Origin of the sequence: Rhodococcus sp. NPDC127527, from assembly GCF_042672245.1 — a bacterium.
Lineage (GTDB): Bacteria > Actinomycetota > Actinomycetes > Mycobacteriales > Mycobacteriaceae > Rhodococcus_G.
This window is the reverse complement of record NZ_JBHXVP010000007.1, coordinates 32,089-54,327: the sequence shown is the minus strand read 5'-3', so window position 1 is coordinate 54,327 and position 22,239 is coordinate 32,089. Positions and strand designations below refer to the sequence as shown.

The following is a 22,239-nucleotide window of genomic DNA, read 5'->3' as shown; positions in this document are numbered from 1 at the left end:
GGACGCACGGGCGCGAAGCGCCTAGGTCACCGTCGCGGCCATGCCGAGGTTGGTGAGCACCTCGCTGGTCGCGCGGGCGAAGTTGAGGGTGATGAAGTGCAGGCAGGGCGCCCCCTCCGCGATCAGCCGCTCGCTCATCTCGGTGGCCACCTCGATGCCGATCTCGCGGACGGCGGCGCGGTTCTCCTCCGGCCCGGTGCCCGCGGCGCGGGTCAGCCGCTCCTCGAGCGCGGGCGGCAGCTTCGAGCCGGACAGTTCGAGGCTGCGGCGCGCCGAGCGCAGCGAGGTGATGGGCATGATCTCCGGGACGATCGGCTTCTCGCCCTGCTCGCGGTCGCAGGCGACCACCCGGTCGCGCAGCCGCAGGTAGTCGTCGACGTCGAAGAACATCTGGGTGATCGAGTACTCCGCCCCGGCCCGCAGCTTCGACACCAGGTACTTCGTGTCGTGCTCGAGGTCGGGGGCGCGGTAGTGCCCCTCGGGGAACGACGCCACCCCGACGTGGAAGTCGCCCATGTCGCGGACGAGCCGGACGAGTTCCTCGGCGTACTCGACGCCGTCGGGATGCTTGACCCACTCGCCGAGCGGGTCGCCGGGCGGGTCGCCCCGCAGCACCAGGATGTTGCTGATGCCGCGGTCCGCGTAGGCGCCGCACATCGAGCGCAGCTCGTCGATGCTGTGGCCGACCGCGGTCAGGTGCGCGACCGGCAGCAGCGTGGTGTCCTCGGCGAGCTGTCCGGTCACCCGGACGGTGCGGTCGCGGGTCGAGCCGCCCGCCCCGTACGTCATGGACACGAAGGCCGGACCGAGCCGCTCGAACTCTCGGACCGCGCGCCACAACCGCGCCTCGGCGTCGGCGTCGCGCGGCGGGGAGAACTCCACGGAGAAGGGGATCCGGCCGCCCGACGACGAGCGGATCCGGTCCACGATCGAGGGGGTACTCGTCACCCAGCCGTCGCTGGACCGCCCCCTGACGGCATCAAATGTCACCGGTCAATCATAGTGGCGGCGGTCCGGGCCGTTCCCCGGCGACCATTCGGGCCGTTCTCCAGCGACCATTAGGGTGTCGGTCATGAGTACCCCTCCCGACCCGATGACCTCGGTACCCCCGGCCGTCGAGTCGGCTCTGCGTGAGTTCTTCGCCGGCCGCCGCGGCCTCACCGACGCCGTCGGCGGGACGTTCACCGACGCGGTCACCGCACTCGAGTCGTTCGTGCTGCGCGGCGGCAAGCGGGTGCGCCCGGCGTTCGCCTGGACCGGCTGGCTCGGCGCGGGCGGCGACCCCACCGGCACGGACGCCGACGCGGTGCTGCGGGCCTGCTCGGCACTGGAGCTGGTGCAGGCCTGCGCCCTGGTGCACGACGACATCATCGACTCCTCCGGCACCCGGCGCGGCTTCCCGACGCTGCACGTCGAGTTCGCGGATCGGCATCGCGGCGGCGGATGGTCGGGCGACCCGGCGAAGTTCGGCGAATCGATCGCGATCCTGCTCGGCGACCTGGCCCTGGCCTGGGCGGACGACATGATCCGCGAGTCCGGGGTTGACGCGGCCGCGCAGCGACGGCTCGGGCCGGTGTGGTCGGCGATGCGGACCGAGGTCCTGGGCGGGCAGTACCTGGACGTGAGCACCGAGGTCACCGCCGACGAGTCGGTGGCGGCGGCCCTGCGCATCAACCGGTACAAGACGGCGGCGTACACCATCGAGCGGCCACTGCACCTGGGCGCGGCGCTGGCCGGCGCCGACGACGACCTGATCGCCGCGTACCGCGAGTTCGGCACCGACATCGGCATCGCCTTCCAGCTGCGCGACGACCTGCTCGGCGTGTTCGGCGATCCCGAGGTCACGGGCAAACCGTCGGGCGACGACCTGCGCGAGGGCAAGCGGACGGTGCTGTTCGCCGAGGCGCTGCTGCGCGCCGACGCGAGCGATCGCGGCACCGCGGACGTGCTGCGCCGCAGCATCGGCACCGATCTCTCCGACGAGCAGGTGCACCGGCTCCGCGAGGTCATCACCGACCTGGGCGCGGTCGACGCGGTGGAGCGTCGCATCGACGAGCTGACCACGACGGGCCTGCGCGCGCTGGAGGCCTCGTCCGCGACCGCGGAGGCCAAGTCCAGCCTGCGGTCGATGGCGATGGCCGTCGCCCGTCGCGACGCCTGATGACGCGGGTCGTCACCGGCCGGACCGACCGGGTGGTGGTCGTCGGCGCCGGGTTGTCCGGGCTCGCGGCGGCGTTGCACCTGCGCGGCTGCGGGCGTGCGGTGACGCTCCTCGAGCGCGACGACACGGTCGGCGGCAGGGTCGGCGTGCACTCCGGCCCCGGCTACGAGATCGACAGCGGTGCAACCGTTCTGACGATGCCCGAACTCGTCGCCGAGGCCCTGGCGGCGGTCGGCGCGGACTTCGCCACCGTCGAGCCACCGCTGCGCCTGCGGCCGCTCGCACCCGCGTACCACGCGCGGTTCGCCGACGGCACCGCCCTCGGGGTCCACTCCGACCCCGACGCCATGGCGGCGGAGGTCGCGCGGGTGTTCGGGACGGCGGAGGCGGCGCGGTACCGCGGGCTGCGGGCCTGGCTGGCGCGCCTGTACGCCGCCGAGTTCGACCGGTTCATCGACGCGAACTTCGATTCCGCGCTGGACCTGGTCAACTCGCGATCCGCGCTGGCCGACGTGAGCACCCTGGTCCGGATCGGCGGGTTCGGCAGGCTCGGACCGAAGGTCGCCCGGTTCGTCCGGGACCCGCGACTGCAGCGCGTGTTCACCTTCCAGTCGCTGTACGCCGGCACCAGTCCGGCGAAGGCGCTGGGCATCTACGGCGTGATCGCCCACATGGACACCTCGCTGGGCGTCTACTTCCCCGTCGGCGGGATGCGCACGATCGCACAGGCGATGGCGAACGCGTTCACGGCCGCGGGCGGGGTGCTCCGGCTGGGGACCGAGGTCACCCGCATCGAGTACGACGGCGACCGGGCCCGGCGGGTGCACACCGCCGACGGGTCGAACGTCGAGGTGGACGCCGTGGTGCTCACCGCCGACCTCGGCGGCGCGCAGTCGCTGCTGCCGTCGCGCCGTCGGCCGCGCAGGCCGGTGCGGCACTCACCGTCCGCGGTGGTCGCACACGGCACCATCCCCGTCGAGGTGACGCGGCGGTGGAGCGGCAGCGGCCACCACACCATCGACTTCGGCGCCGAGTGGGAGCGCACGTTCACCGAGATCACCGCGCGGCGCGGTCGCGGCCGCCTGATGAGCGACCCGTCGCTGCTGCTGACCCGGCCTGCCTGCACCGACGAGAGCCTGCTGCTGACCCGCGACGGACAGTCCCACGAACCGCTGTCGATACTCGCGCCGTGCCCGAACCTGCACAGCGCGCCGCTGGACTGGCCGGCCCTCGGCGGGCCGTACGTCCGCGAGTTGCTCGCCGAACTCGAGCGTCGCGGCTACACCGGCATCGCGGAGCACTTCCGGGTCGACCTCGTCGACACCCCGCAGACCTGGGCGGACCGCGGCATGTCCGCGGGAACCCCGTTCGCGGCCGCGCACACCTTCGCGCAGACCGGACCGTTCCGGCGCGGCAACCTCGACACCGGAGCGGCGAACGTGGTGCTGGCAGGCTGCGGGACCACACCCGGCGTCGGCGTGCCGACCGTCCTCGTCTCGGGCAAGCTCGCGGCGCAGCGGATCGTCGGAAGTCGCCCGGGTGTCGCCCGGACGAACCGCAGGTGAACTGCGCGAAGGCACTCCCGACGGACGCCGCTGATCACGTCGCTTCCCGGTCCCGACCGCGGAGCTACTAAACTGAGGCACCGTCCACACCTGCCGCGGCCGTCCCCGACGCCCGCGGCGACCGAGCCGCGCAACCTTGGGGGAAGATCCGCACCGATGACGTCCCCCACACCCGCTGTCGACGGACGCCCTGCCTGCAACGTCGACGCTGCCGCCGGTGGCCGGTCGCGCGCGGTCGCGGACTTCCTGCGCTGCGACGCCGGGCACGCCGCCGTCCTCGGGTTCCTCGGCGCGATGATGATCACCTTCGGCGGGTTCGGGTCCGGAGCGGTCCGTCGACAGGACCCCCTGCTCGAGACCCTGCACCTGTCGTGGCTGCGGTTCGGTCACGGCCTCGTCCTCTCGACCGCGATCGTGTGGATCGGCGTGCTGCTCATGATCGCGGCCTGGGTGCGGCTCGGCCGCGCGACGCTCGCCGACGACGTCACTGTCGGCGAGCTGCGCTGGATCGTCCCGGCCTGGACCGGGCCGCTGCTGCTGGCGGTGCCGATGTTCAGCCGCGACGCCTACTCGTACCTGGCCCAGGGCGCACTGCTGCGCGACGGCTTCGACCCGTACGCGGTCGGTCCGGTCGCGAACCCCGGCGTGCTGCTCGACAACGTGAGCAACGTGTGGACCACCACCACCGCCCCCTACGGCCCGGTGTCGCTGCTGCTCGGCCAGGGCATCACCTCGATCACCGGCGACAACGTGATCGCCGGGACGATGCTGCTGCGCCTGACCATGCTGCCCGGCCTCGCCCTGACCATGTGGGCGCTGCCCCGGCTGGCCCGCCAGCTCGGTGGCAACCCCACGGTGGCTCTGTGGCTGGCCGTGCTCAACCCGCTGGTCCTGATCCACCTCATCGGCGGCGTGCACAACGAGATGCTGATGGTCGGCCTGATGGTCGCCGGCATCACGCTGGTGCTCGACCGGCACCACGTCGCGGGCATCGCGGTGGTCGCGCTCGGTGTCGCGGTCAAGGCGATGGCCGGGGTGGCGCTGCCGTTCCTGGTCTGGATCTGGATGATCCACGAGCGCGAACGCGCCGAGGCCTCCTCGGGCGAGGCGGGGCAGCGCCGCGAACCGCCGGGTCCGATCGCGCTGTTCGCGAAGACCGCGGGGGCCGGGGTCGGGGTGTTCGCCGCCGTCTTCGCGGCCGCCTCGCTGATCGCCGGGGTCGGCCTCGGCTGGCTCACCGCACTGTCCGGCTCCGCGAAGATCATCAACTGGCTCTCGTTGCCGACGATCATGGCGCACATGGTCACCGTGGGCACCTCCTGGTTCACCGGCCTGCGACTGGGCCCGGTGCTCGAGGTGACCCGCGCGATCTGTGCGGTCGCGATGGTCATCGCCCTGGTGGTCGTCTGGTGGCGCTTCCGCAAGACCCCGCGACAGGCCGTGCTCGGCATCCTGGTCGCACTGGTGGTCATCGTGGTGCTCTCCCCCGCAGCGCTGCCCTGGTACTACTCGTGGCCGCTGGCCATCGCCGCCGGGTTCGCCATGTCCACCACGACGCTGGTGATCCTGGTCGGGTTGTCGACCTGGCTGATGCTGGTCTTCCAGCCGGACGGCTCGATCGGCCTGTACACGCTGCCGCACGTGCTGCTCGCGACGTTCGCAGCGGTCGTGGCGGCGCGCTCGCTCGTGACCGTGGACCCGCTGCGGATCCGGTCGGTCAGCGGGCACGGGGAGTCCGCGCCCGCAGCGTCCCCGAGCGCCCTCGGCATGGCCACCGCCCGAGACTGACATGACCGCACTGCACGACGCCGTGCCGGGGGCGGTCCCGGCGGCCGGCGACCTCGCCGACGCCTACCGGCACTGCCGCCGGCTGGCCGCCGAGCACGGCAAGAGCTACTACCTCGCCACCCGACTGTTGCCCGAACGACGCCGGCCGGCGGTGCACGCGCTGTACGGTTTCGCCCGCACCGTCGACGACCTGGTCGACGTCGAAGCGGCCGCGGGTCGCCCGGCCGCGGACTGCCTCGCCGAACTCGACCGGGTGGAGGCCGAACTGCTCGCCGCGGTCGCGGGTGCGCCGCGGCACGGTACCCGCGCGGCGGTGCTGGCGGTCGCCGACACCATCGACCGGTACGCGATCGAACTCGACCACTTCACCGCCTTTCTCGCGTCCATGCGGATGGACCTGCCCGGCGCCCCCGGCTACCGCGCGGTCTACGGCACGATGGACGAGCTCCGCGAGTACATGCACGGCTCGGCGGCCGCCATCGGCCTGCAGATGCTGCCCGTCCTCGGCACCGTCACCACGATCGAGGAGGCCGAGCCCGCCGCGGCGGCGCTCGGCGAGGCGTTCCAGCTCACCAACTTCATCCGCGACGTCGGGGAGGATCTGCAACGCGGCCGGGTCTACCTGCCCGCCGACGAACTCTCCGCGTTCGGGGTGGACGCGGACCTGCTGCGCGAGTGCCAGCGCACCGGCCGGGTGGATCCGCGGGTCGAGAGGGCCCTGGCCCATTTCGTGGCCGTCACCCGCGACTACTACCGGCGCGCCGAGCCCGGACTGGCGATGCTCGACCGCCGGGTGCGGCCCGGGATGGTCGCCGCCTTCGAGCTGTACGCGGCGATCCTCGGCGAGGTCGAGGACGGCGGGTACCGGGTGCTCGACCGGCGCGCGGTGGTGCCGACGCGACGGCGGGTCGCGCTCGCGGCTCCACGGCTGCTGGCTTCGCTCGCGGCAGCCGTCAGCTAGTCGGCCGGGCCGTCCCCTTCGAGCGCCTGCACGCGGGCACTGACCGACCGGCCGAGCCCCGCGACCTCCGCGTCCATTTCGGGCAACAGCGTTCTCGCGTTGTTGCGGATGTCGCGTTCAGCGAGCGGGGTCTGGGCGAGGGGCTTCAGCCACCGGGCCACGCCGACCCAGCCGGGCACGTTGATCCGCTTGGCACGACGCTCGATGCCCCGCTCGAAAGCGCGACCGCAAACCTCGACGCTCGTCGTCTTGCCCATCGGACCCGGCAGCGCGGCGAGCATCTTCCGGAACGCGGGCAGGTCGGCCTTCGCGTCCTGGACCATCGGGGTGTCGATCCACGCCATGTGCGCGGAGCCCACGTCGACGCCCAGATGCGCGACCTCGAGGCGCAGCGAGTTCGCGAAATGCTCGACCCCCGCCTTAGACGCGCAGTACGGGGCCAGTCCCGGCGCGGCCGCGTACGCCGCGGCCGACGAGACGACCAGGACGTAGCCGCGCCGTTCGACGACCGACGGGAGCGCGGCGCGCACGGTGTGGAAGACGCCCACGACGTTGACCTCGATCAGGCGCCGGAACACCGCCGGGTCAACGGCGAGAACGCTGCCGTAGCTGGCGATGCCGGCGTTGGCCATGACGATGTCGATGCCGCCGAACCGCTCGATCCCCTGCGCCACCGCCGACTCCATGGCGGACAGGTCACACACGTCCGCGACGACGGGAAGCGCGTGGGGACCGAGTTCGTCGGCGATCGCCGTCAGGGGTTCGCGGTCCAGGTCCACGAGAATCAGCCGTGCGCCGCGACGATGTAGCCGTCGGGCGACCTCGGCGCCCACTCCGCGCGCACCACCGGTGATTAGGACGACCTTGCCGGCCAGACTGGTCATGACTGTCGAGCCTAGATCGCGCGGTCGGGTCCCGGCCAGGAATCGGCGGGCCGACCGTAACTCAGCGGGCCCAGACCCGGGTCAGGTCAGAATGCCATCGCCTGGGCGCGGCGAACGACCTCCCGGGCGGAGTCGGTGTGCAGCGCGCCCGCCGGGGTGCCGGGCAGCGTCTCGTCCTCGGTGAACAGCCAGCGCAGGATCTCCTCGTCGGTGTAGCCGCCGTCGCGCAGGACCACCAGCAGCCCGGGCAGGAAGCGGACCACCTCGCCCTCCTCGACGAAGAAGGCCTCGGGGACGCCGAGCACGCCCGACCTGCGGACCGCGATCAGCTCGCCGTCGCGGAGCATCTGATGCACGCGCGTGACGGCCACGCCGAGCAGCTTCGCCACGTCGGGCAGCTGCCACAGTTCCACGGAGGGGTCGAGGACGTCGTCGCAATAAGGGATGGCACTCACACCGCTAACGGTATCGGGTGCGGCCGCAGGTCCGCGCCGCTGGCTACCATCGATGCGGACATTGTCGACGGGAAATGGGGTATGCACGGGTGGGGCCAGGAGATCAGCGACTGATCGGCACACTGCTCGAACGCCGCTATCGGGTGGACTCCCCGATCGCGCGCGGCGGCATGTCGATGGTCTATCGCGGGATGGACCTGCGGTTGGACCGTCCGGTCGCGATCAAGGTGATGGATCCCAAGTTTGCGCAGGACCCGCAGTTCGTCGCCCGTTTCGAGTTCGAGGCGCGGGCGGTGGCCCGGCTCAGCCATCCCGGTCTGGTCGCCGTGTACGACCAGGGGGTCGACGGCGAACACGCCTTCCTGGTGATGGAGCTGGTCGCCGGCGGCACGCTGCGCGAGCTGCTGCGCGAGCGCGGACCGATGCCACCGCACGCCGCGGGCGCCGTCACCGGTCCGGTGCTCGACGCGCTGGCCGTCGCGCACCGTGCGGGGCTGGTGCATCGCGACATCAAGCCCGAGAACGTCCTGATCTCCGACTCCGGCGAGGTGAAGATCGCCGACTTCGGTCTGGTGCGCGCGGTGGCCGGGTCGAACGCGACGTCGACCAGCGTGATCCTCGGCACCGCGGCGTACCTGTCCCCGGAGCAGGTGACCAGCGGCAACGCGGACGCCCGCAGCGACGTCTACGCGACAGGCGTGCTGCTGTTCGAAATGCTCACCGGGCGAACCCCGTTCACCGGCGACACCTCGCTGTCCATCGCCTATCAGCGGATCAACGCCGACGTGCCCAGCCCCGGTTCGGTTATCCCGGGTGTGCCCGAGGAGTTCGACCAGCTGGTGCTCGACGCGACGGCCCGCAACCCCGACGAACGCTTCGCCAATGCCGGCGACATGGCCGCGGCGTTGCGGTCCGTGAGTCACCTGTTGCAGCTGCCCGCGTACCGGGTGCCTGCCCCGCGCCAGTCGGCGCAGCACCTGAGCGCGGCCATGCAGGTCGCGGGAGCGGTGGATCAGCGTCCAGCTGCCGCGGCCGCGGCCGCGGGCGATGCTGCGCCCACCCTGGTGACCTCGGCGTCGCCCGCGACCGTCGCGCTCGGCCCTCATCCTGCGGTCGAGCACGTGGCGCCCCAGCACACGAAGGTGGTCACCGATGTGACCCCCCGCTCGGACGAGGCACCCGCCGAGGCGACGAGGGTTCAGCGCCGGGAGGCAGCGCAGTACGAGTACCCGGACTTCGCGGCCCAGCGGCAGCGGTCGCGACGCTCGATGCTGGTGTGGTTGACGGTGATCCTGCTGCTGGCACTGGCGGTCGGGATCGGCGGCTGGTGGATGGGTTCGGGCCGCTACACGGCCGTGCCTGCGGTGAACGGAATGGATCGGGCGACCGCCGCGACCACGCTTTCGTCGGCGGGACTCGAGTCCGAGGTCCGCGGCCAGTACTCGAACACCGCCCCGGTCGACGCCCTGCTGGGCACCGACCCGACCGCCGGTTCGCGGGTGGCCCGAAACGGGACGGTCGCGCTGCTGGTGTCGCTCGGCCGGCCGGCGGTTCCCGCACTGACGGCCGGCGAGGACCGCACACGTGTCGAACAGGAACTGAAGGACCGGACGTTCGTGCCGGTCGACGGCGGCGAGGCGTTCAGCACGAAGGCGCCGACCGGCGCGGTCGCCGCCCTCGATCCGGGCCCGGGCACGGTGTTGGACGTGGGCTCGCAGGTTCGGGTCGTGCGGAGCAAGGGGTCGCCGCCCGCCGAGATCCCCGACCTCCGTGGCAAGTCGGTTGACCAGGCCCGGGCCGCGCTGGACGGCATCGGCATGGTGGTCTCGAGCACCGAGGAGGTATTCGACGCGGGCGTCGACGCCGGCGACGTCGTCGGGACCGACCCTGCCGGCGGAACCACGGTGGGGGCGGGTTCGACGGTGAAGCTGACCGTGTCGAATGCGGTGAAACTGCCGTCGATGCTGGGCCGCACGGTCGGGTCCGCGCGCGAGGAGCTGACCAAGCTCGGTCTCGAGGTACAGGTCCGGCAGGCGGTGGTGACCGACCGGTCGCTGGTCCTGACGCAGACGCCCGGGGCGGGCGAACGTGTCCGGCCGGGCAGCAAGGTCACGCTCGTGGCACTGCCATAGCGGGAGATCCCCCGTTCGCGGGCGGTGCGCGCGTCGGCTCGATGCGCTCGAAATGCGTGCACTCCAACCCAATCGGTTGCTAGGTTCAGGCGCCGAGCAACGAGGGGGAAGAATGATTCGAGCGCGACGCGCCCTGGTTTTCGTGGTCACGCTGATCGCGCTGACTGTGGTCTCGCCGTGGACGGTGGCGGCCAGTGCCGAGCCGAGTCCCGAGAACGACACGATTGCCGCCGGCGTTCGGAGCGAACTGACCAGTCCCGGCGGTTCGCTGCCCGGGTCCAACGACTTCGAGTGCAGGCCAACGCCGCAGCACCCCCGACCCGTGGTACTGGTTCACGGAACGGCCGGCGGGCAGCAGCTCACCTGGGGCGCCTACGTCCCGATGCTGAAGAGCGCCGGATACTGCGTGTTCGCACTGACCTACGGCGCCGTTCCCGGCACCACCGCGCCGGTCTCGTCGATCGGCGGGATGGCGCCGATCGAGAGCAGCGCGCGCGAGATCGGTGCATTCGTCGATCGGGTGCTCTCGGCGACCGGAGCCTCGACGGTGGACATCGTGGGCCATTCACAGGGCACGATCGCACCCGAGTACTACGCCAAGGTCCTGGGCGGGCAACCGAAGATCACCAGGTACGTCTCGCTTGCACCACTGTGGCACGGAACGAAAGTCCTTGGAGGCGACGGACTTCCCGCACTCTTCGACCGACTCGGCCTACCCGCCACCGCGTTCCCGATCTGCCAGGCCTGCGGCCAGTTCGTCGCCGGATCCGATTTCGTGAACGAGGTCAACGCCGACGGGACCCCCTATCTGAAGGGCATCGCCTACACGAACATCGGCACCCGACACGACGAACAGGTCGTGCCGTTCACCCAGGGGATGGTTCCCGGCCGGCCCGGCTACGACGTCACCAATATCGTCGTCCAGGACGGCTGCGAGCGGGACGACTCGGATCACAACGCCCTCACCACCTCCGCACGCGCAGGCGCCCTGGTTCTCAACGCCCTCGACCCGGCCCATCCACGGGCCGTCCCCTGCGAGTGAGCCCGCTAACGCCGACCCCACCGAGCCCGATACACCGCACGAACGGAGTTCCGGACGCGACCGAGAGGTATCCCGGCCCACGATCGATCACCGGGCATCGGCACGAGCAGGGCCTCCGGACGAGCAGAGACTCCGCCCGAGGAGATGAGAAACCGATGCGCACCGCAGCCCGCCACACCGCCCGGGTCGCCGCGACCACCGCACTCGGCGCCGCCGCGATCCTTGCCGGCACCGGGGTCGCCGCGGCCGACGAATGGCCTACTCCGCCGCCCTACCCCACTCCCCTCGTCCCCTACGAGACCACGAGCTTCCTCACTCCGACCGACCTCGACTACTGGAACCCCTTCGTCAGCGCCGACCGGCTCACCTCCCCGTACGGGACCAGCACCCGCATCGTGTGCGAGGGCTTCCACGGCGTCACGCTCGACTGCTGGCAGGCGGACCGGCAGGGCCGGCCGCACAAGCTGGTCAAGCTGGCGATGGACTACCCGGGGTCACTGGGGTCGGCGTTGCCCGGCGGTGGGGCCGGCCATTTCGTCTACCCGGTGTGGGACACCGGCAGCTGACCCACCGGCCGCGGTTTCAGTCCTTCCCGTTGAACACCGCGAAGGCACCGCCCTGCGGATCGGTCAGCAACGCGAAACGGCCGGTGTCCGGGATGTCGGTGCCCGGCACGTGGACCTGACCACCCAGCGACGTCGCCTTCGCGACCGCGGCGTCGACGTCGTCGACCCCGAAGTACAGCGCCCAGTGCGGCGGTACCCCGTCCGGGAAGTCCGCGCCCATCGCCATCATCCCGCCGAAGTCATTGCCCGCCACCCCGAACTGGGTGTAACCGTCGCCGGCGTTGACGGTCCAGCCGAACACCCTCGCGTAGAACTCCTGTGCCGCCGCGGTGTCCCGGGTACGCAGTTCGATCCAGCACAGCGCGCCGGTCTCGTTCAGGCGTCCCGCGCCCGGGAACGCCCGTCCCTGCCAGATCGAGATCACCGCGCCCGTCGGGTCGGCGAGCACCGCGAACCGTCCCAGGTCGAACACGTCCATCGCCTCGGCGAGCACCGCCCCGCCTGCCTCGATGGCCGCGCGCACCGTCGCGTCGACGTCGGCGACCGCGATGGACGCGGTCCACGCGACCGGCTGTCCCTCCTGGTACAGCGGCGTCACGGCGGCGACGGGATCCTCGTCGAGCAGCATCATCGTGTAGCCGCCGGCCTCCGTGTTCGGTTCGGCCTCCGGCTGCCAGCCGAGCAGTCCGCCGTAGAACGTTCCGGCGGCGTCGATGTCCGTGGTGCCGAGCTCCGCCCAACAGGGCGCACCGAGCTGCGTTTCGGTGATCTTCATGACGATTCCCTCACTGACGACGGTCGGGTGTCGAACTGATCACCGCGACCGTATCGCCGAGCACCGACAAGGTCGACCGAGAAAGCCGAAACGGCCCGTCCCGACGTGGGAACGGGCCGCTCTGCGGCGACAGACGGCTCAGCCGCGCAGCATCTCCGCGACGAGGAATGCCAGTTCGAGCGACTGCTGGGTGTTCAGCCGGGGATCGCACGCGGTCTCGTACCGGCCCGACAGGTCGAGGTCGGAGATGTCCTGCGCGCCGCCCAGGCACTCGGTGACGTTCTCACCGGTCAGCTCCACGTGGATGCCGCCCGGATGGGTGCCCAGGCCGTTGTGCACCTCGAAGAATCCCTGCACCTCGTCGACGATTCGATCGAAGTGGCGGGTCTTGTAGCCGGTGGACGCCTCGTGGGTGTTGCCGTGCATCGGGTCGCACTGCCAGATCACCTGGTGACCGGTGGCCTGGACCTTCTCGATGATCGCGGGCAGCAGGTCCCGGACCTTGCCGTTGCCCATTCGGGAGATCAGCGTGAGCCGGCCCGGCTTGTTGGTGGGGTCGAGCCGCTCGACGTACTCGACAGCCATCTCCGGCGTCGTGGTCGGACCGATCTTGAGACCGATCGGGTTCGACACCAGCTCGGCGAACGCGATGTGCGCGCCGTCGAGCTGACGGGTGCGGTCGCCGATCCACAGGAAGTGTGCCGACAGGTCGTAGAGCTTCGGGTGGTCGTCGTCGTTGTCGAGGCGCAGCATCGCGCGCTCGTAGTCGAGGACCAGCGCCTCGTGGCTGGCGAAGATCTTCGCCTGGTGCAGCGTCGGGTCGGTGACGCCGCACGCACTCATGAAGCGGAGGCCGTGGTCGATCTCCTTGGCCAACGACTCGTAGCGGGCACCGGCGGGCGAGGACGCGACGAACTCGCGGTTCCAGTCGTGCACCCTGTGCAGGTCCGCCATCCCGGCGCCGGTGAGGGCGCGCACCAGGTTCATCGCGGCGCTGGCGTTGGCGTACGCGCGCACCAGCCGGGACGGGTCGTGCTCGCGCACGGCCGCGTCGGCGACCAGCGAGTTCACCATGTCGCCGCGGTACGACTTGAGCCCGAGCGAGTCGACGTCCGCCGACCGCGGCTTGGCGTACTGACCGGCGATGCGCGCGACCTTGACCACCGGCAGGCTCGCGCCGTAGGTCAGCACGACCGCCATCTGCAGCAGGGTCCGAATGTTGCCCTTGATGTGCGGCTCGGTGTTGTCGGCGAAGGTCTCCGCGCAGTCACCGCCCTGCAGCAGGAAGGCCTCGCCGCGGGCGACGTCGGCGAGGTTGGCCTGGAGCTGCTCCACCTCGCTCGCCACGGTGATCGGCGGCACACTCTCGAGCACGGTGCGCATCGCCGCGGCCTGGTCCTCCGGCCAGGACGGCTGCTGAGCGGCGGGCTTGCTCAGCGCTTCGTCCAGCTTCTGACGCATCGCTGCGGGCAGCGGCGGGAGTTGGGGCAAGCGGTCGATCGGCACGTCGACAGTCCAGTTCACCGGTACAGGATATTCGTTATCCCGATCCGGTGGCGCGATGGGTGCGATTCGACGGGCCGTGTCCGTCGTTCGACTGTCAGCGAAGCGCCAGCGCGGTGCGGATCGCCTCGAACTTGACCAGGTTGTGGCGGGCGTCCGCGAGCGCGTCGTGGGCGTCGCCGGGCGCCGCGGGCAGCGCAGGCGATCCGGCGTCCTCCCAGTACTGCTTGAGCTCGCGAGTGAATCGCGGCATCGACTGCGGCAGCGCCGTCATGTCGCCCCACAGCTGGCACAGCGCGACGTGGTCGTAGGCGGCGACCCAGGCCCACAGTTCGGGGGTGATGCCCGGCCTCGGGATCAGGAATTTCAGCAGGTCGTTGCGGATCTGTTCGCGGGACCGCCACAGCGGCGAGGACGGCTGCGGGAGTTTCGGGAGCACGTTCGCCCGCACCCACTTCCCGGCCCGGTCGGGGTCGAACTCGGTGGAGACGGCGTAGAACTCTCGGCCGTCCTCGGCGGCCACACCGATCGACACCAGGTCGATTGTGCGACCATCCTCGATGAACTCGCAGTCGTAGAAGTAGCGCACGCAGGCACAGTAGTGCGCCCGGCACACTGGTGTTGCGACTGCCCCCGACCCGAAGGATGACTGGTGCAGACTCCCCGTGACGCTGGGACCGACGCTGCCCGCACCGCCGACGACCCCGGCGCACGCCGTTCGGGCACGACGGCAGCCGGTGCGCTGGCCCGTCTCGCCGTCCTGGTCGCGGTGGTCGTGGGCGTGGCGTACAACCTGGTGGGCTTCCCGCGACTGCGCGAGGTCGGCAGCTTCTACCGGATCGACCTCGACGTGTACCGGATCGGCGGAACCGCGTTCGCGCACGGCGTGCCGCTCTACGGTCAGCTGCCCGCGACCGCGTTGGGCAATCCGCTGCCGTTCACCTATCCCCCGCTGGCCGCGATCGTGTTCGGTCCGCTGTCCGCGTTGACTCTCGACCAGGCCAGCGTGGCGCTGACGGTGCTGTCGCTGGCCGCGCTGCTCGCGACCGTCCTGCTGACGTTGCGCTCCCTCGGTCTCGTCGACCGCACGGTGACGTGGTGGACGGCGGGCGCCGTGTTCGCCGGCGCGCTCGTGCTCGAACCCGTGTACTCGACGTTGGACTACGGACAGATCAACCTCGTGCTGATGGCGCTCGTCGCCGCCGACTGCCTGCTGCCGAAGACGCCGTGGCCGCGCGGATTGCTGGTCGGCCTGGTCGCCGCGGTGAAGCTGACGCCCGCGGTGTTCGTGCTGTACTTCCTGCTGCGCAAGGACTTCCGCGCCACCGTCTGGGCGGCGATCGGATTCCTCGGCGGCACCGCGATCGGCTTCGCGGTCACCTTCTCCGACTCGAAGCAGTACTGGACCGACACCCTGATCGACTCGAACCGGATCGGCAAGCCCGCCTACCCCGGCAACCAGTCGATCACCGGGATGCTGGCCCGGCTCGGGCTCGACCCGTCGCTGCGGACGCCGATATGGGCGCTGTGCTGCCTGCTCGTGCTCGTCGTGACGGTGATCGCGGTGCGGCGCGCGTTCGCGTCCGGGCAGCCCGCGCTCGCGCTCACCGCGACCGCCCTGTTCGGCCTGCTGGCCTCGCCGGTGTCCTGGTCGCATCACTGGGTGTGGGTGGTGCCGATCCTCATGATCTTCGGCCACCTGGCGTTCGGGTCGGCGCCGCGGGACGCGTGGCGGCGGGCGCTGTGGGCCGGCTGGACGATCGGCAGTGTCGCACTGCTGGTGATCGCGCCGCACTGGCGCCTGGCCCCGGGCCGCAGCAGCGGGCTGGGTTGGCCACTGTGGGACCAGTTCCTGGCGTCCTCGTACGTGTGGTGGGGCGTCGCGACCCTCATCCTGATCGCCGCGGTCCGGATCGCGCCGGTGCCCGCGGGGCGGGCGCGCAGCGTCGACGAGACGGACCTGGCGCCGGTCCCGGTCGGCTGACCGCCACCGGAGCGGCCTGAGTCAGCTGGCCTGGCTGTCCGGGATCCGGTCGGCACCGGTGTCACCGTCGCTGCCTGCGGATGCCTCGGAGCCGACCGGACCGGACGGGGCGGGCCGGTTCCGCAGCGTCGCGGCGTAGATGTCGACGTACTCCTGACCCGAGAGCTTCATCAACGTGTACATCACCTCGTCGGTGACGGCCCGCTCGACGAACCTGTTCCCCGCCATGCCGTTGAAGCGCGAGAAGTCCAGCGGTGCACCGATCTTCACCACGATCTTCGTGGGCCGGGGAAACCTCGAACCGATCGGGTTGAGCTTGTCGGTGCCGACCATCGCGACCGGGATCACCGGCACGCCCGCCTGCAACGCCATCCGGGCCATCCCGGTCTTGCCCTTGTACAACCGCCCGTCCGGCGAACGGGTGCCCTCGGGATAGATCCCGAGCAGGTTGCCCTCCCCGAGTACCCGCAGACCCGCATTGAGCGCGTCACTGGCCGCGTCCGCGCCGGTCCGGTCGATGGGAACCTGCCCGACCGCGGAGAAGAACCACTTCTGGAACCGGCCCTTGAACCCGGTGCCGGTGAAGTACTCGCTCTTGGCGAGGAAGGTGATCATCCGCGGCGACATCAGCGGCAGGTAGAACGAGTCCATCACGGCCTGGTGATTGCTGGCCAGGATCGCGGGACCCTTGGTCGGAAGATGCTCGGCGCCTTCGACGCTCGGCCGGCCGAGCGCGAACAGTATCGGCCCGAGAAGAACGTATTTGAACAGCCAGTACCACATGGCGCCTTCCCCGATCAGCCGCGCTCACACCGTATTTTCGTGTGTCCCGACTGTACCGGGCCGGCAGCGGCGGCGACCACACGAGCGCCGTCGCGGTGGGCGCACTCACACCCGCCGCCGGCCCGGTGCGTGCGTCAGTCCAGCGCGACGCGGGCCAGCTCCGCGGCTCCGATCATCGCCGCCGCCTCGCCGAGCTGGGTGCGCCTGATCCGCGCGCGCGGCCGGTGACCCGCGCCGGTCAGCAGCCGGGTGTAGTGCTCGCGCGCGTCGTCGAGGTACAGCCCCGAGGAACCGGCCACTCCGCCCGCGATCACCACCAGGTCGGGATCGAAGACGTCCCCGACCATCGCCAGCCCGACCCCGAGCCACTGCGCGAAGTCCGCCATGGTGCGCAGCGCGAGCTTGTCGCCGTCCTGCGCCGCCCCGGCGACCCGCCGACCGGTGAGCGACCCGGGATCCCGGGCGACCTCGGGAGCGAGCACCGTCGACTCGTCCGGATTCGCGGCCAGCATCTCGATCGCCGTCTGCACCAATGCCGTTCCGCTGCAATACCGTTCCCAGCACCCACGCTTGCCGCACGCGCAGGCCCGACCGTCGGGCACCACCTGCAGGTGGCCGAGCTCCGGCGCGACGCCGTGACTGCCGCGGTACAGCACACCGTCGATCAACAGGGCCGCACCGATTCCGGTGCCGATCGCGACCGTCACCACGTTGCCGCCCCCGGACGCCGCCCCGAAGCGGTGCTCCGCCCACGCGGCCGCGTTCGCGTCGTGTTCGAGGATCACCGGCAGCCCGATCCGGTCGGACAGCTCGCGCGCCACCGGCACGTCCGCCCACGGCAGGTGTGGCGCGAACCGCACGTGCGTGCGGTCACGGTTGACGAAACCGGCCACCGCGAGCCCGATCGCCCCGATCTCGTGCCGGTCCACCAGTTCGCGCACCGTCCGGTCCAGCGCGTCGTCCAGCGGCTTCGCGGACTGCGGGGTCGGTGCCTGCGCGGAGTCGAGCACCTGCCCGTCCGCGTCGACCACCGAGGCCCGGATGCTGGTTCCGCCGACGTCGATCCCAATCGTCAGTGCCGAGGTGCCCGCGCGAGTGCCCATGCTCAGGGATTGTCCTCGACCCGCACCGTGATCGGGACGAAGGAGCGGGGCCGGCCCGCCGGCGCGTCGCCGCCCGGCCTGTCGCCGGGCCCGGGGTGCGACCCGTGTTCGTCGAGCAGGGCCCGCACCAGCGTGAGCAGGGTCGAGGCCTGCGAGGCCAGCAGGGTGACCAGGTCGTGCTGCTCGCCCCGCGCCAGCGCAGCCAGCGCGCACACCGGGCACCAGGTGCAGCCGTAGGGTCCCGGTTCGCCGTCGTCGGGATCGGCCGCGTTCGCCGCCGCCTCCGCCGCCCGGTCGAGCATCGGTTCGAGCCGCTCGAGGGCAAGGTGGGTGAGCGCGCGCAGCTCCGCGATCAGGTCCGCGTGGTCGCCGCTCACGTCGGCCACACCCCGGGGTCCGGGCGGAAGCGCACCACCAGGTCGCCGCCCTCGAATCCGGCACTGTCGGTGACGCACCGACGCAGCACGGACGCCAGGGTGAGCCGGCGGCGGATGCCCGCGGCGCCGATCAGCAGATCGTCCTCGATCCGCCCCACGGTCAGCGTCGACGGGTCGACCAACGGCAACGACAACCGAAGCGCGTACACCGACTCCACCCCCGCCCCCGATTCCAGTACGACCGTCGGACCTGCCACCGCCTCCCCGACCGGCAACGGCTCGCTCGCACCCGGGAAGAGTGCGTCGGCCAGCGCGGCGAGAGAGGCCAACCCTACCGGCTCGCTGCCGCAGTCCGTTCCGACGAGGACCGGGACGTCGCCGAGTGCCTCGCGCATCCCGTCGACGACCGTCCGCTGATCGCTGCACCGGTCGGCGTACCACCGCAGCACGGGATGCTCGAAACCGCCGGAGGGTTGCGAATCATAGAGCGGCAGAACATTGTTCACGATCACGCCGTCGAGACGCAGCCCGAGCAGCGCCAGTGCGGTCACGGTCCGCCGCGCTTCGGCGGCCGCGACCGCCCGCGCGCTGAGCACCAGCCGGACACCGGTCCTGCTGCCGTCGGTCAGCAGCGCCCGGATCGGCGCCGTGGAGTCGACGAGACGGTCCGCGAGCAGCGCGGCGAGCAGTTGCCACTGCGCCGCGCCCGCCCCCGCCGTCACCCGGCGGTGTCGCGGCCAGACCCGCTCGACCGCGTCGGCCACCAGCTCGGGAACCGTCAACAGGCGCAGCGCGTCCGCGGTCGCCGGACAGTCCACCAGCACCACGTCCCAGTCACCCGACTCGGCCAGCCGGGTCACCTCCGCCAGACCGACGAGTTCCTGCGCGCCGGGCAGCCCGGTCAGCTCCTCGGGGTCCGGCAGCGACAGCGGCGACCCGTGTTCGTGGTCGCCGCCGGCGGGCACCAGGGCCGAGAGCGCGGCCAGCCGCTGTTCGAGCAGCGCCAACGTGTCGAGCTCGAGTACCTCGACCCCGTCGGTCGCCTCGATCGCCGTGTCCGCGCCGCCGGGATGCCGGGGCAGGCCGAACACGTCGGACAGTGAATGCGCCTGGTCGAGCGAGACGACGAGGATCCGCATCCCCTTGCGGGCCAGTGCAATCGCCGTGGCCGCCGCGATCGTCGTCTTCCCGACGCCTCCCTTGCCGACGATCAGCTGCACCCGCGGGTACACGTCGGCGTCGAGCCCGGTCAGCCTTCGACCCTCTTCTTCAATTCCTTGAGCGCGGTGTCGGTGATCGCCTTCTCCGCCTTGCGCTTGAACAGCCCGATCATCGGGATGTTCAGGTCCACGGTCAGCTCGTACGTCACCACGGTGGAGCCGTCGGGCTGGGGTTCGAGGGTGTACGAACCGGACTGCGCCTTCTGGATCTCGCCGGAGACCAGTTCCCAGGAGACCGAAAGGCCGTCCGCGGCCCAGTCGAACTCGAGCACGTAGGTGTCCTTGACCATGCCCGCGTCGAGCACGAATCGAACCTGCTGCGCGCGGCCGCTTCGGTCGGTCGAGAGCACCTCGACCGACTTCGCCGCGGCCACCCATTCGGGATACGCGTCGTAGTCGGCGATCACGTCCATCACCCGATCGTGCGGTGCGGCGACGGTGATCGACATCTTGGTCTTGTCGGCCATGCGGCGAACGCTTCCTTTCCGACGGCCCGGTTCCCGGGCCGCGTACGTGCGGACTACCCCGCGACGGGGGCGGGTGCCTCGCCCGCGGCCCGGCCGGCCTCGAGGGACTTCTTGGCTTCGAAGGTCATCTCCTTGCCGGCGACGCGACGCGTGCGGTTGGCCGCTGCCAGGTCCATCCTCGCCAGGTCGGCGGGCCCCACTCCGGTCGGTTCGGCGTGCAGGAAGTAGTGCACGATCGTCCCGTCGAGGACCGGCTCGAGCCAGACTTCCATCGTCCCGGTCAGTGCACCGGTGACGGTCCAGCGAATCCCCTTGTCCGCGCGGTCTTCCCGCACCGCGACCTGGAGATCCGGCCACCAGCGACGCCATTTCGAGGGGGCGCCGAGCCACTCTGCGACCCGCGCCGGGGCCGCCGCGATGAAGGTCTGGTCCGCGACCTGAATGCTGCTCACCTGATTAGCTTCACATATGCGGAGATGCACGGCGTGGCCCAGGTCGCATCCGCAGGCGTTAGAGTGGGACCGGGTAGAAACCTACTCGTCAGTAATCCTCAGTGTCGGAGGCCTTCGTGCGTGAGTTCAGCGTTCCCTCAACATTCACCGTTCCCGAGGACGCATCCGCTGTCGACGCGGTCTACACCCACGCCGCTCAGCGACCCGACCTCGTCGTCTTCAAGCGCCTGGTCGGATCCACCTGGACACCCGTCACCGCCCGCGACTTCGCGGACCAGGTCGCCACCGTCGCCAAGGGACTGATCGCGCTGGGCGTGCAGCCCGGCGATCGCGTCGCGCTGATGTCCGCGACCCGCTACGAGTGGCAGCTGATCGACTTCGCGATCTGGTCCGCGGGCGGCGTCACGGTGCCGATCTACGAGACCTCCTCCGCCGAGCAGGTCCGCTGGATCCTCGAGGACTCCGCGGCCGTCGCACTCGTCGTCGAGAACGACGCCCACGTCGCGACCGTCGGTCAGGTCGCCGCCGAGTCGCCCGCCGTGCGCAAGGTGCTGCAGATCGAGGGCGGCGACGGCACCGGTGCGGTCGCCGAGCTCGTGGCCCTCGGCACCGACGTCACCGACGAGGAGGTCCGCGCCCGCGCCGACGCCCTCTCCGCCGCCGACCCGGCCACCCTGATCTACACCTCCGGCACCACCGGCCGCCCCAAGGGCTGCCAGCTCACCCACTCCAACCTGATCGCCGAGTCCCGCGGCATCAGCACCTCCGGGTTCGGCGACCTGCTGCGGCCCGGCCGCAGCACCCTGATGTTCCTGCCGCTGGCACACGTGTTGGCCCGCGCCGTCAGCCTCGCGGCGTTCGACGCCGGCGCCACCGTCGGCCACACCGCCGACATCAAGAACCTCGTCGCCACCTTCGGGGTGTTCAAGCCCGACTTCATCCTGTCCGTGCCCCGAGTGTTCGAGAAGGTCTACAACACCGCACGCCAGAAGGCACACGGCGAGGGCAAGGGCAAGATCTTCGACGCGGCCGCGGAGGTGGCCGTGCAGTGGAGCGAGGCCCAGGACAACGGCGGCGCCGGCCTGGTCCTCAAGGTCAAGCACGCGGTGTTCGACAAGCTGGTCTACGGCAAGCTGCGGGCCGCGCTCGGCGGGCAGTGCCAGCTCGCGATCTCCGGCGGTGCGCCGCTGGGCGCGCGGCTCGGCCACTTCTTCCGCGGGATGGGCGTGACCATCTACGAGGGCTACGGCCTGACCGAGACCACCGCCGCGATCGCGGTGAACACCCCCGGCCACCAGAAGGTCGGCACCGTCGGAAAGCCGTTGGCGGGCAACGCTGTTCGCATCGGCGAGGACGGCGAGATCCTGCTGCGCGGCCCGGTGGTCTTCGCCGAGTACTGGCACAACGAGGCGGCGAGCAAGGAGGCCGTCGAGGACGGCTGGTTCCACACCGGCGACCTCGGTTCGGTCGACACCGAGGGCTACATCACCATCACCGGCCGCAAGAAGGAGATCATCGTGACCGCGGGCGGCAAGAACGTCGCCCCCGCCGGTCTCGAGGATCACCTGCGCGCCCACCCGCTGATCAGCCAGGCCCTCGTGGTCGGCGACCAGAAGCCGTTCATCGGCGCCCTGATCACCGTCGATCCGGAGGCGTGGCCCGGTTGGAAGGAGCGCAACGGCAAGTCCGCCGACGCGACCGTCGCCGACCTGATCGCCGACGTCGACCTGGTGGCCGAGGTGGATGCGGCCATCGCCGACGCCAACAAGCTCGTCTCGCACGCCGAGTCGATCAAGAAGTACCGGATCCTGCCGGTGGACTTCACCGAGGAGACCGGCGAGCTGACGCCGACGCTCAAGCTCAAGCGCAACGTCATCCACCAGAGCTTCGCCGAGGACATCGAGGCCATCTACGCCAAGTAGGCGGCTCCGCCGCCCGTGCGCGGGGGTGGGGGGGAGGGCCACGGCAACCCCCCCCCCGCGGCCCGCCCCCAGGGGGGCAAGCCCCCCCGCGGGGGGGCC

The 22,239-nt window shown here is 71.2% G+C and carries 21 protein-coding genes; 9 read left to right on the top strand and 12 right to left on the bottom strand.

Going from position 1 to position 22,239, the window contains the following annotated elements:
• Positions 1 to 21: 21 nt before the first annotated feature.
• A complete protein-coding gene (gene metF, locus ACFVH2_RS13795) occupies positions 22 to 948 on the bottom strand; it encodes a methylenetetrahydrofolate reductase [NAD(P)H] (RefSeq protein WP_378426946.1) in 927 nt (308 codons plus the stop codon).
• A gap of 124 nt (positions 949 to 1,072) precedes the next feature.
• Between metF and ACFVH2_RS13790 the strand changes: the two genes are divergently transcribed.
• The 4 genes from ACFVH2_RS13790 (at position 1,073) to ACFVH2_RS13775 (ending at position 6,475) form a co-directional block, all read left to right on the top strand.
• On the top strand, positions 1,073 to 2,161 hold the full coding sequence (locus ACFVH2_RS13790; RefSeq protein WP_378426839.1) for a polyprenyl synthetase family protein: 1,089 nt from the start codon (positions 1,073 to 1,075) through the stop codon (positions 2,159 to 2,161).
• A complete protein-coding gene (gene crtI, locus ACFVH2_RS13785) occupies positions 2,161 to 3,726 on the top strand; it encodes a phytoene desaturase family protein (RefSeq protein ID WP_378426837.1) in 1,566 nt (521 codons plus the stop codon). The genes ACFVH2_RS13790 and crtI overlap by 1 nt, the downstream gene beginning before the upstream one ends.
• A gap of 156 nt (positions 3,727 to 3,882) precedes the next feature.
• Positions 3,883 to 5,514 carry an alpha-(1->6)-mannopyranosyltransferase A gene (locus ACFVH2_RS13780; protein ID WP_378426835.1) on the top strand — a complete coding sequence of 544 codons (1,632 nt, stop codon included), beginning with the start codon at positions 3,883 to 3,885 and terminating at the stop codon, positions 5,512 to 5,514.
• 1 nt (position 5,515) lies between these two features.
• Positions 5,516 to 6,475 carry a phytoene/squalene synthase family protein gene (locus ACFVH2_RS13775; protein WP_378426833.1) on the top strand — a complete coding sequence of 320 codons (960 nt, stop codon included), beginning with the start codon at positions 5,516 to 5,518 and terminating at the stop codon, positions 6,473 to 6,475.
• On the opposite strand, the gene ACFVH2_RS13770 is transcribed toward ACFVH2_RS13775, so the two are convergent.
• The gene (locus tag ACFVH2_RS13770; protein ID WP_378426832.1) at positions 6,472 to 7,359 is read right to left on the bottom strand and encodes an SDR family oxidoreductase; all 888 of its coding nucleotides are present in this window, start codon (positions 7,357 to 7,359) and stop codon (positions 6,472 to 6,474) included. The genes ACFVH2_RS13775 and ACFVH2_RS13770 overlap by 4 nt on opposite strands.
• Positions 7,360 to 7,445: 86 nt before the next feature.
• Entirely contained in the window at positions 7,446 to 7,814 is a 369-nt protein-coding gene (locus ACFVH2_RS13765; RefSeq protein ID WP_378426830.1) for an Rv2175c family DNA-binding protein, read from the bottom strand.
• Between the two features lie 89 nt (positions 7,815 to 7,903).
• Here ACFVH2_RS13765 and pknB point away from each other — a divergent pair, with 89 nt between their 5' ends.
• The 3 genes from pknB (at position 7,904) to ACFVH2_RS13750 (ending at position 11,554) form a co-directional block, all read left to right on the top strand.
• Entirely contained in the window at positions 7,904 to 9,946 is a 2,043-nt protein-coding gene (pknB, locus tag ACFVH2_RS13760; protein WP_378426828.1) for a Stk1 family PASTA domain-containing Ser/Thr kinase, read from the top strand.
• 112 nt (positions 9,947 to 10,058) lie between these two features.
• On the top strand, positions 10,059 to 10,988 hold the full coding sequence (locus tag ACFVH2_RS13755; protein WP_378426827.1) for an esterase/lipase family protein: 930 nt from the start codon (positions 10,059 to 10,061) through the stop codon (positions 10,986 to 10,988).
• 155 nt (positions 10,989 to 11,143) lie between these two features.
• On the top strand, positions 11,144 to 11,554 hold the full coding sequence (locus tag ACFVH2_RS13750; RefSeq protein ID WP_378426825.1) for a hypothetical protein: 411 nt from the start codon (positions 11,144 to 11,146) through the stop codon (positions 11,552 to 11,554).
• A 16-nt stretch (positions 11,555 to 11,570) separates the two neighbouring features.
• Here ACFVH2_RS13750 and ACFVH2_RS13745 read toward each other — a convergent pair whose 3' ends face one another.
• The 3 genes from ACFVH2_RS13745 to ACFVH2_RS13735 form a co-directional block, all read right to left on the bottom strand.
• On the bottom strand, positions 11,571 to 12,329 hold the full coding sequence (locus tag ACFVH2_RS13745) for a VOC family protein (protein ID WP_378426824.1): 759 nt from the start codon (positions 12,327 to 12,329) through the stop codon (positions 11,571 to 11,573).
• Positions 12,330 to 12,467: 138 nt separating this feature from the next.
• Complete coding sequence (locus ACFVH2_RS13740; RefSeq protein ID WP_378426822.1) at positions 12,468 to 13,853, bottom strand: class II 3-deoxy-7-phosphoheptulonate synthase; 1,386 nt, start codon at positions 13,851 to 13,853, stop codon at positions 12,468 to 12,470.
• A 76-nt stretch (positions 13,854 to 13,929) separates the two neighbouring features.
• Positions 13,930 to 14,421, bottom strand: a complete 492-nt coding sequence (locus tag ACFVH2_RS13735; RefSeq protein WP_378426820.1) for a polyadenylate-specific 3'-exoribonuclease AS — start codon at positions 14,419 to 14,421, stop codon at positions 13,930 to 13,932.
• A gap of 63 nt (positions 14,422 to 14,484) precedes the next feature.
• Between ACFVH2_RS13735 and ACFVH2_RS13730 the strand changes: the two genes are divergently transcribed.
• Positions 14,485 to 15,816: a glycosyltransferase 87 family protein gene (locus ACFVH2_RS13730; RefSeq protein WP_378426818.1), complete on the top strand. Its 1,332-nt coding sequence runs from the start codon at positions 14,485 to 14,487 to the stop codon at positions 15,814 to 15,816.
• A 21-nt stretch (positions 15,817 to 15,837) separates the two neighbouring features.
• On the opposite strand, the gene ACFVH2_RS13725 is transcribed toward ACFVH2_RS13730, so the two are convergent.
• The 6 genes from ACFVH2_RS13725 to ACFVH2_RS13700 all read right to left on the bottom strand — a co-directional run bounded on the left by ACFVH2_RS13725 (position 15,838) and on the right by ACFVH2_RS13700 (position 20,218).
• Positions 15,838 to 16,599, bottom strand: coding sequence for a lysophospholipid acyltransferase family protein (locus ACFVH2_RS13725; RefSeq protein ID WP_378426816.1), 762 nt, complete (start codon positions 16,597 to 16,599; stop codon positions 15,838 to 15,840).
• Positions 16,600 to 16,733: 134 nt separating this feature from the next.
• Positions 16,734 to 17,702 carry an ROK family protein gene (locus ACFVH2_RS13720; protein ID WP_378426814.1) on the bottom strand — a complete coding sequence of 323 codons (969 nt, stop codon included), beginning with the start codon at positions 17,700 to 17,702 and terminating at the stop codon, positions 16,734 to 16,736.
• Between the two features lie 2 nt (positions 17,703 to 17,704).
• Positions 17,705 to 18,079: a hypothetical protein gene (locus ACFVH2_RS13715; RefSeq protein WP_378426813.1), complete on the bottom strand. Its 375-nt coding sequence runs from the start codon at positions 18,077 to 18,079 to the stop codon at positions 17,705 to 17,707.
• Entirely contained in the window at positions 18,076 to 19,311 is a 1,236-nt protein-coding gene (locus ACFVH2_RS13710; RefSeq protein ID WP_378426811.1) for an ArsA family ATPase, read from the bottom strand. Before ACFVH2_RS13710 ends, ACFVH2_RS13715 begins: the two co-directional genes overlap by 4 nt.
• Before the next feature lie 17 nt (positions 19,312 to 19,328).
• On the bottom strand, positions 19,329 to 19,766 hold the full coding sequence (locus tag ACFVH2_RS13705; RefSeq protein WP_378426809.1) for an SRPBCC family protein: 438 nt from the start codon (positions 19,764 to 19,766) through the stop codon (positions 19,329 to 19,331).
• A gap of 53 nt (positions 19,767 to 19,819) precedes the next feature.
• Positions 19,820 to 20,218: a polyketide cyclase / dehydrase and lipid transport gene (locus ACFVH2_RS13700; protein WP_378426808.1), complete on the bottom strand. Its 399-nt coding sequence runs from the start codon at positions 20,216 to 20,218 to the stop codon at positions 19,820 to 19,822.
• A gap of 116 nt (positions 20,219 to 20,334) precedes the next feature.
• Here ACFVH2_RS13700 and ACFVH2_RS13695 point away from each other — a divergent pair, with 116 nt between their 5' ends.
• Positions 20,335 to 22,140, top strand: coding sequence for an AMP-dependent synthetase/ligase (locus ACFVH2_RS13695; protein ID WP_378426806.1), 1,806 nt, complete (start codon positions 20,335 to 20,337; stop codon positions 22,138 to 22,140).
• Positions 22,141 to 22,239 lie beyond the last annotated feature (99 nt).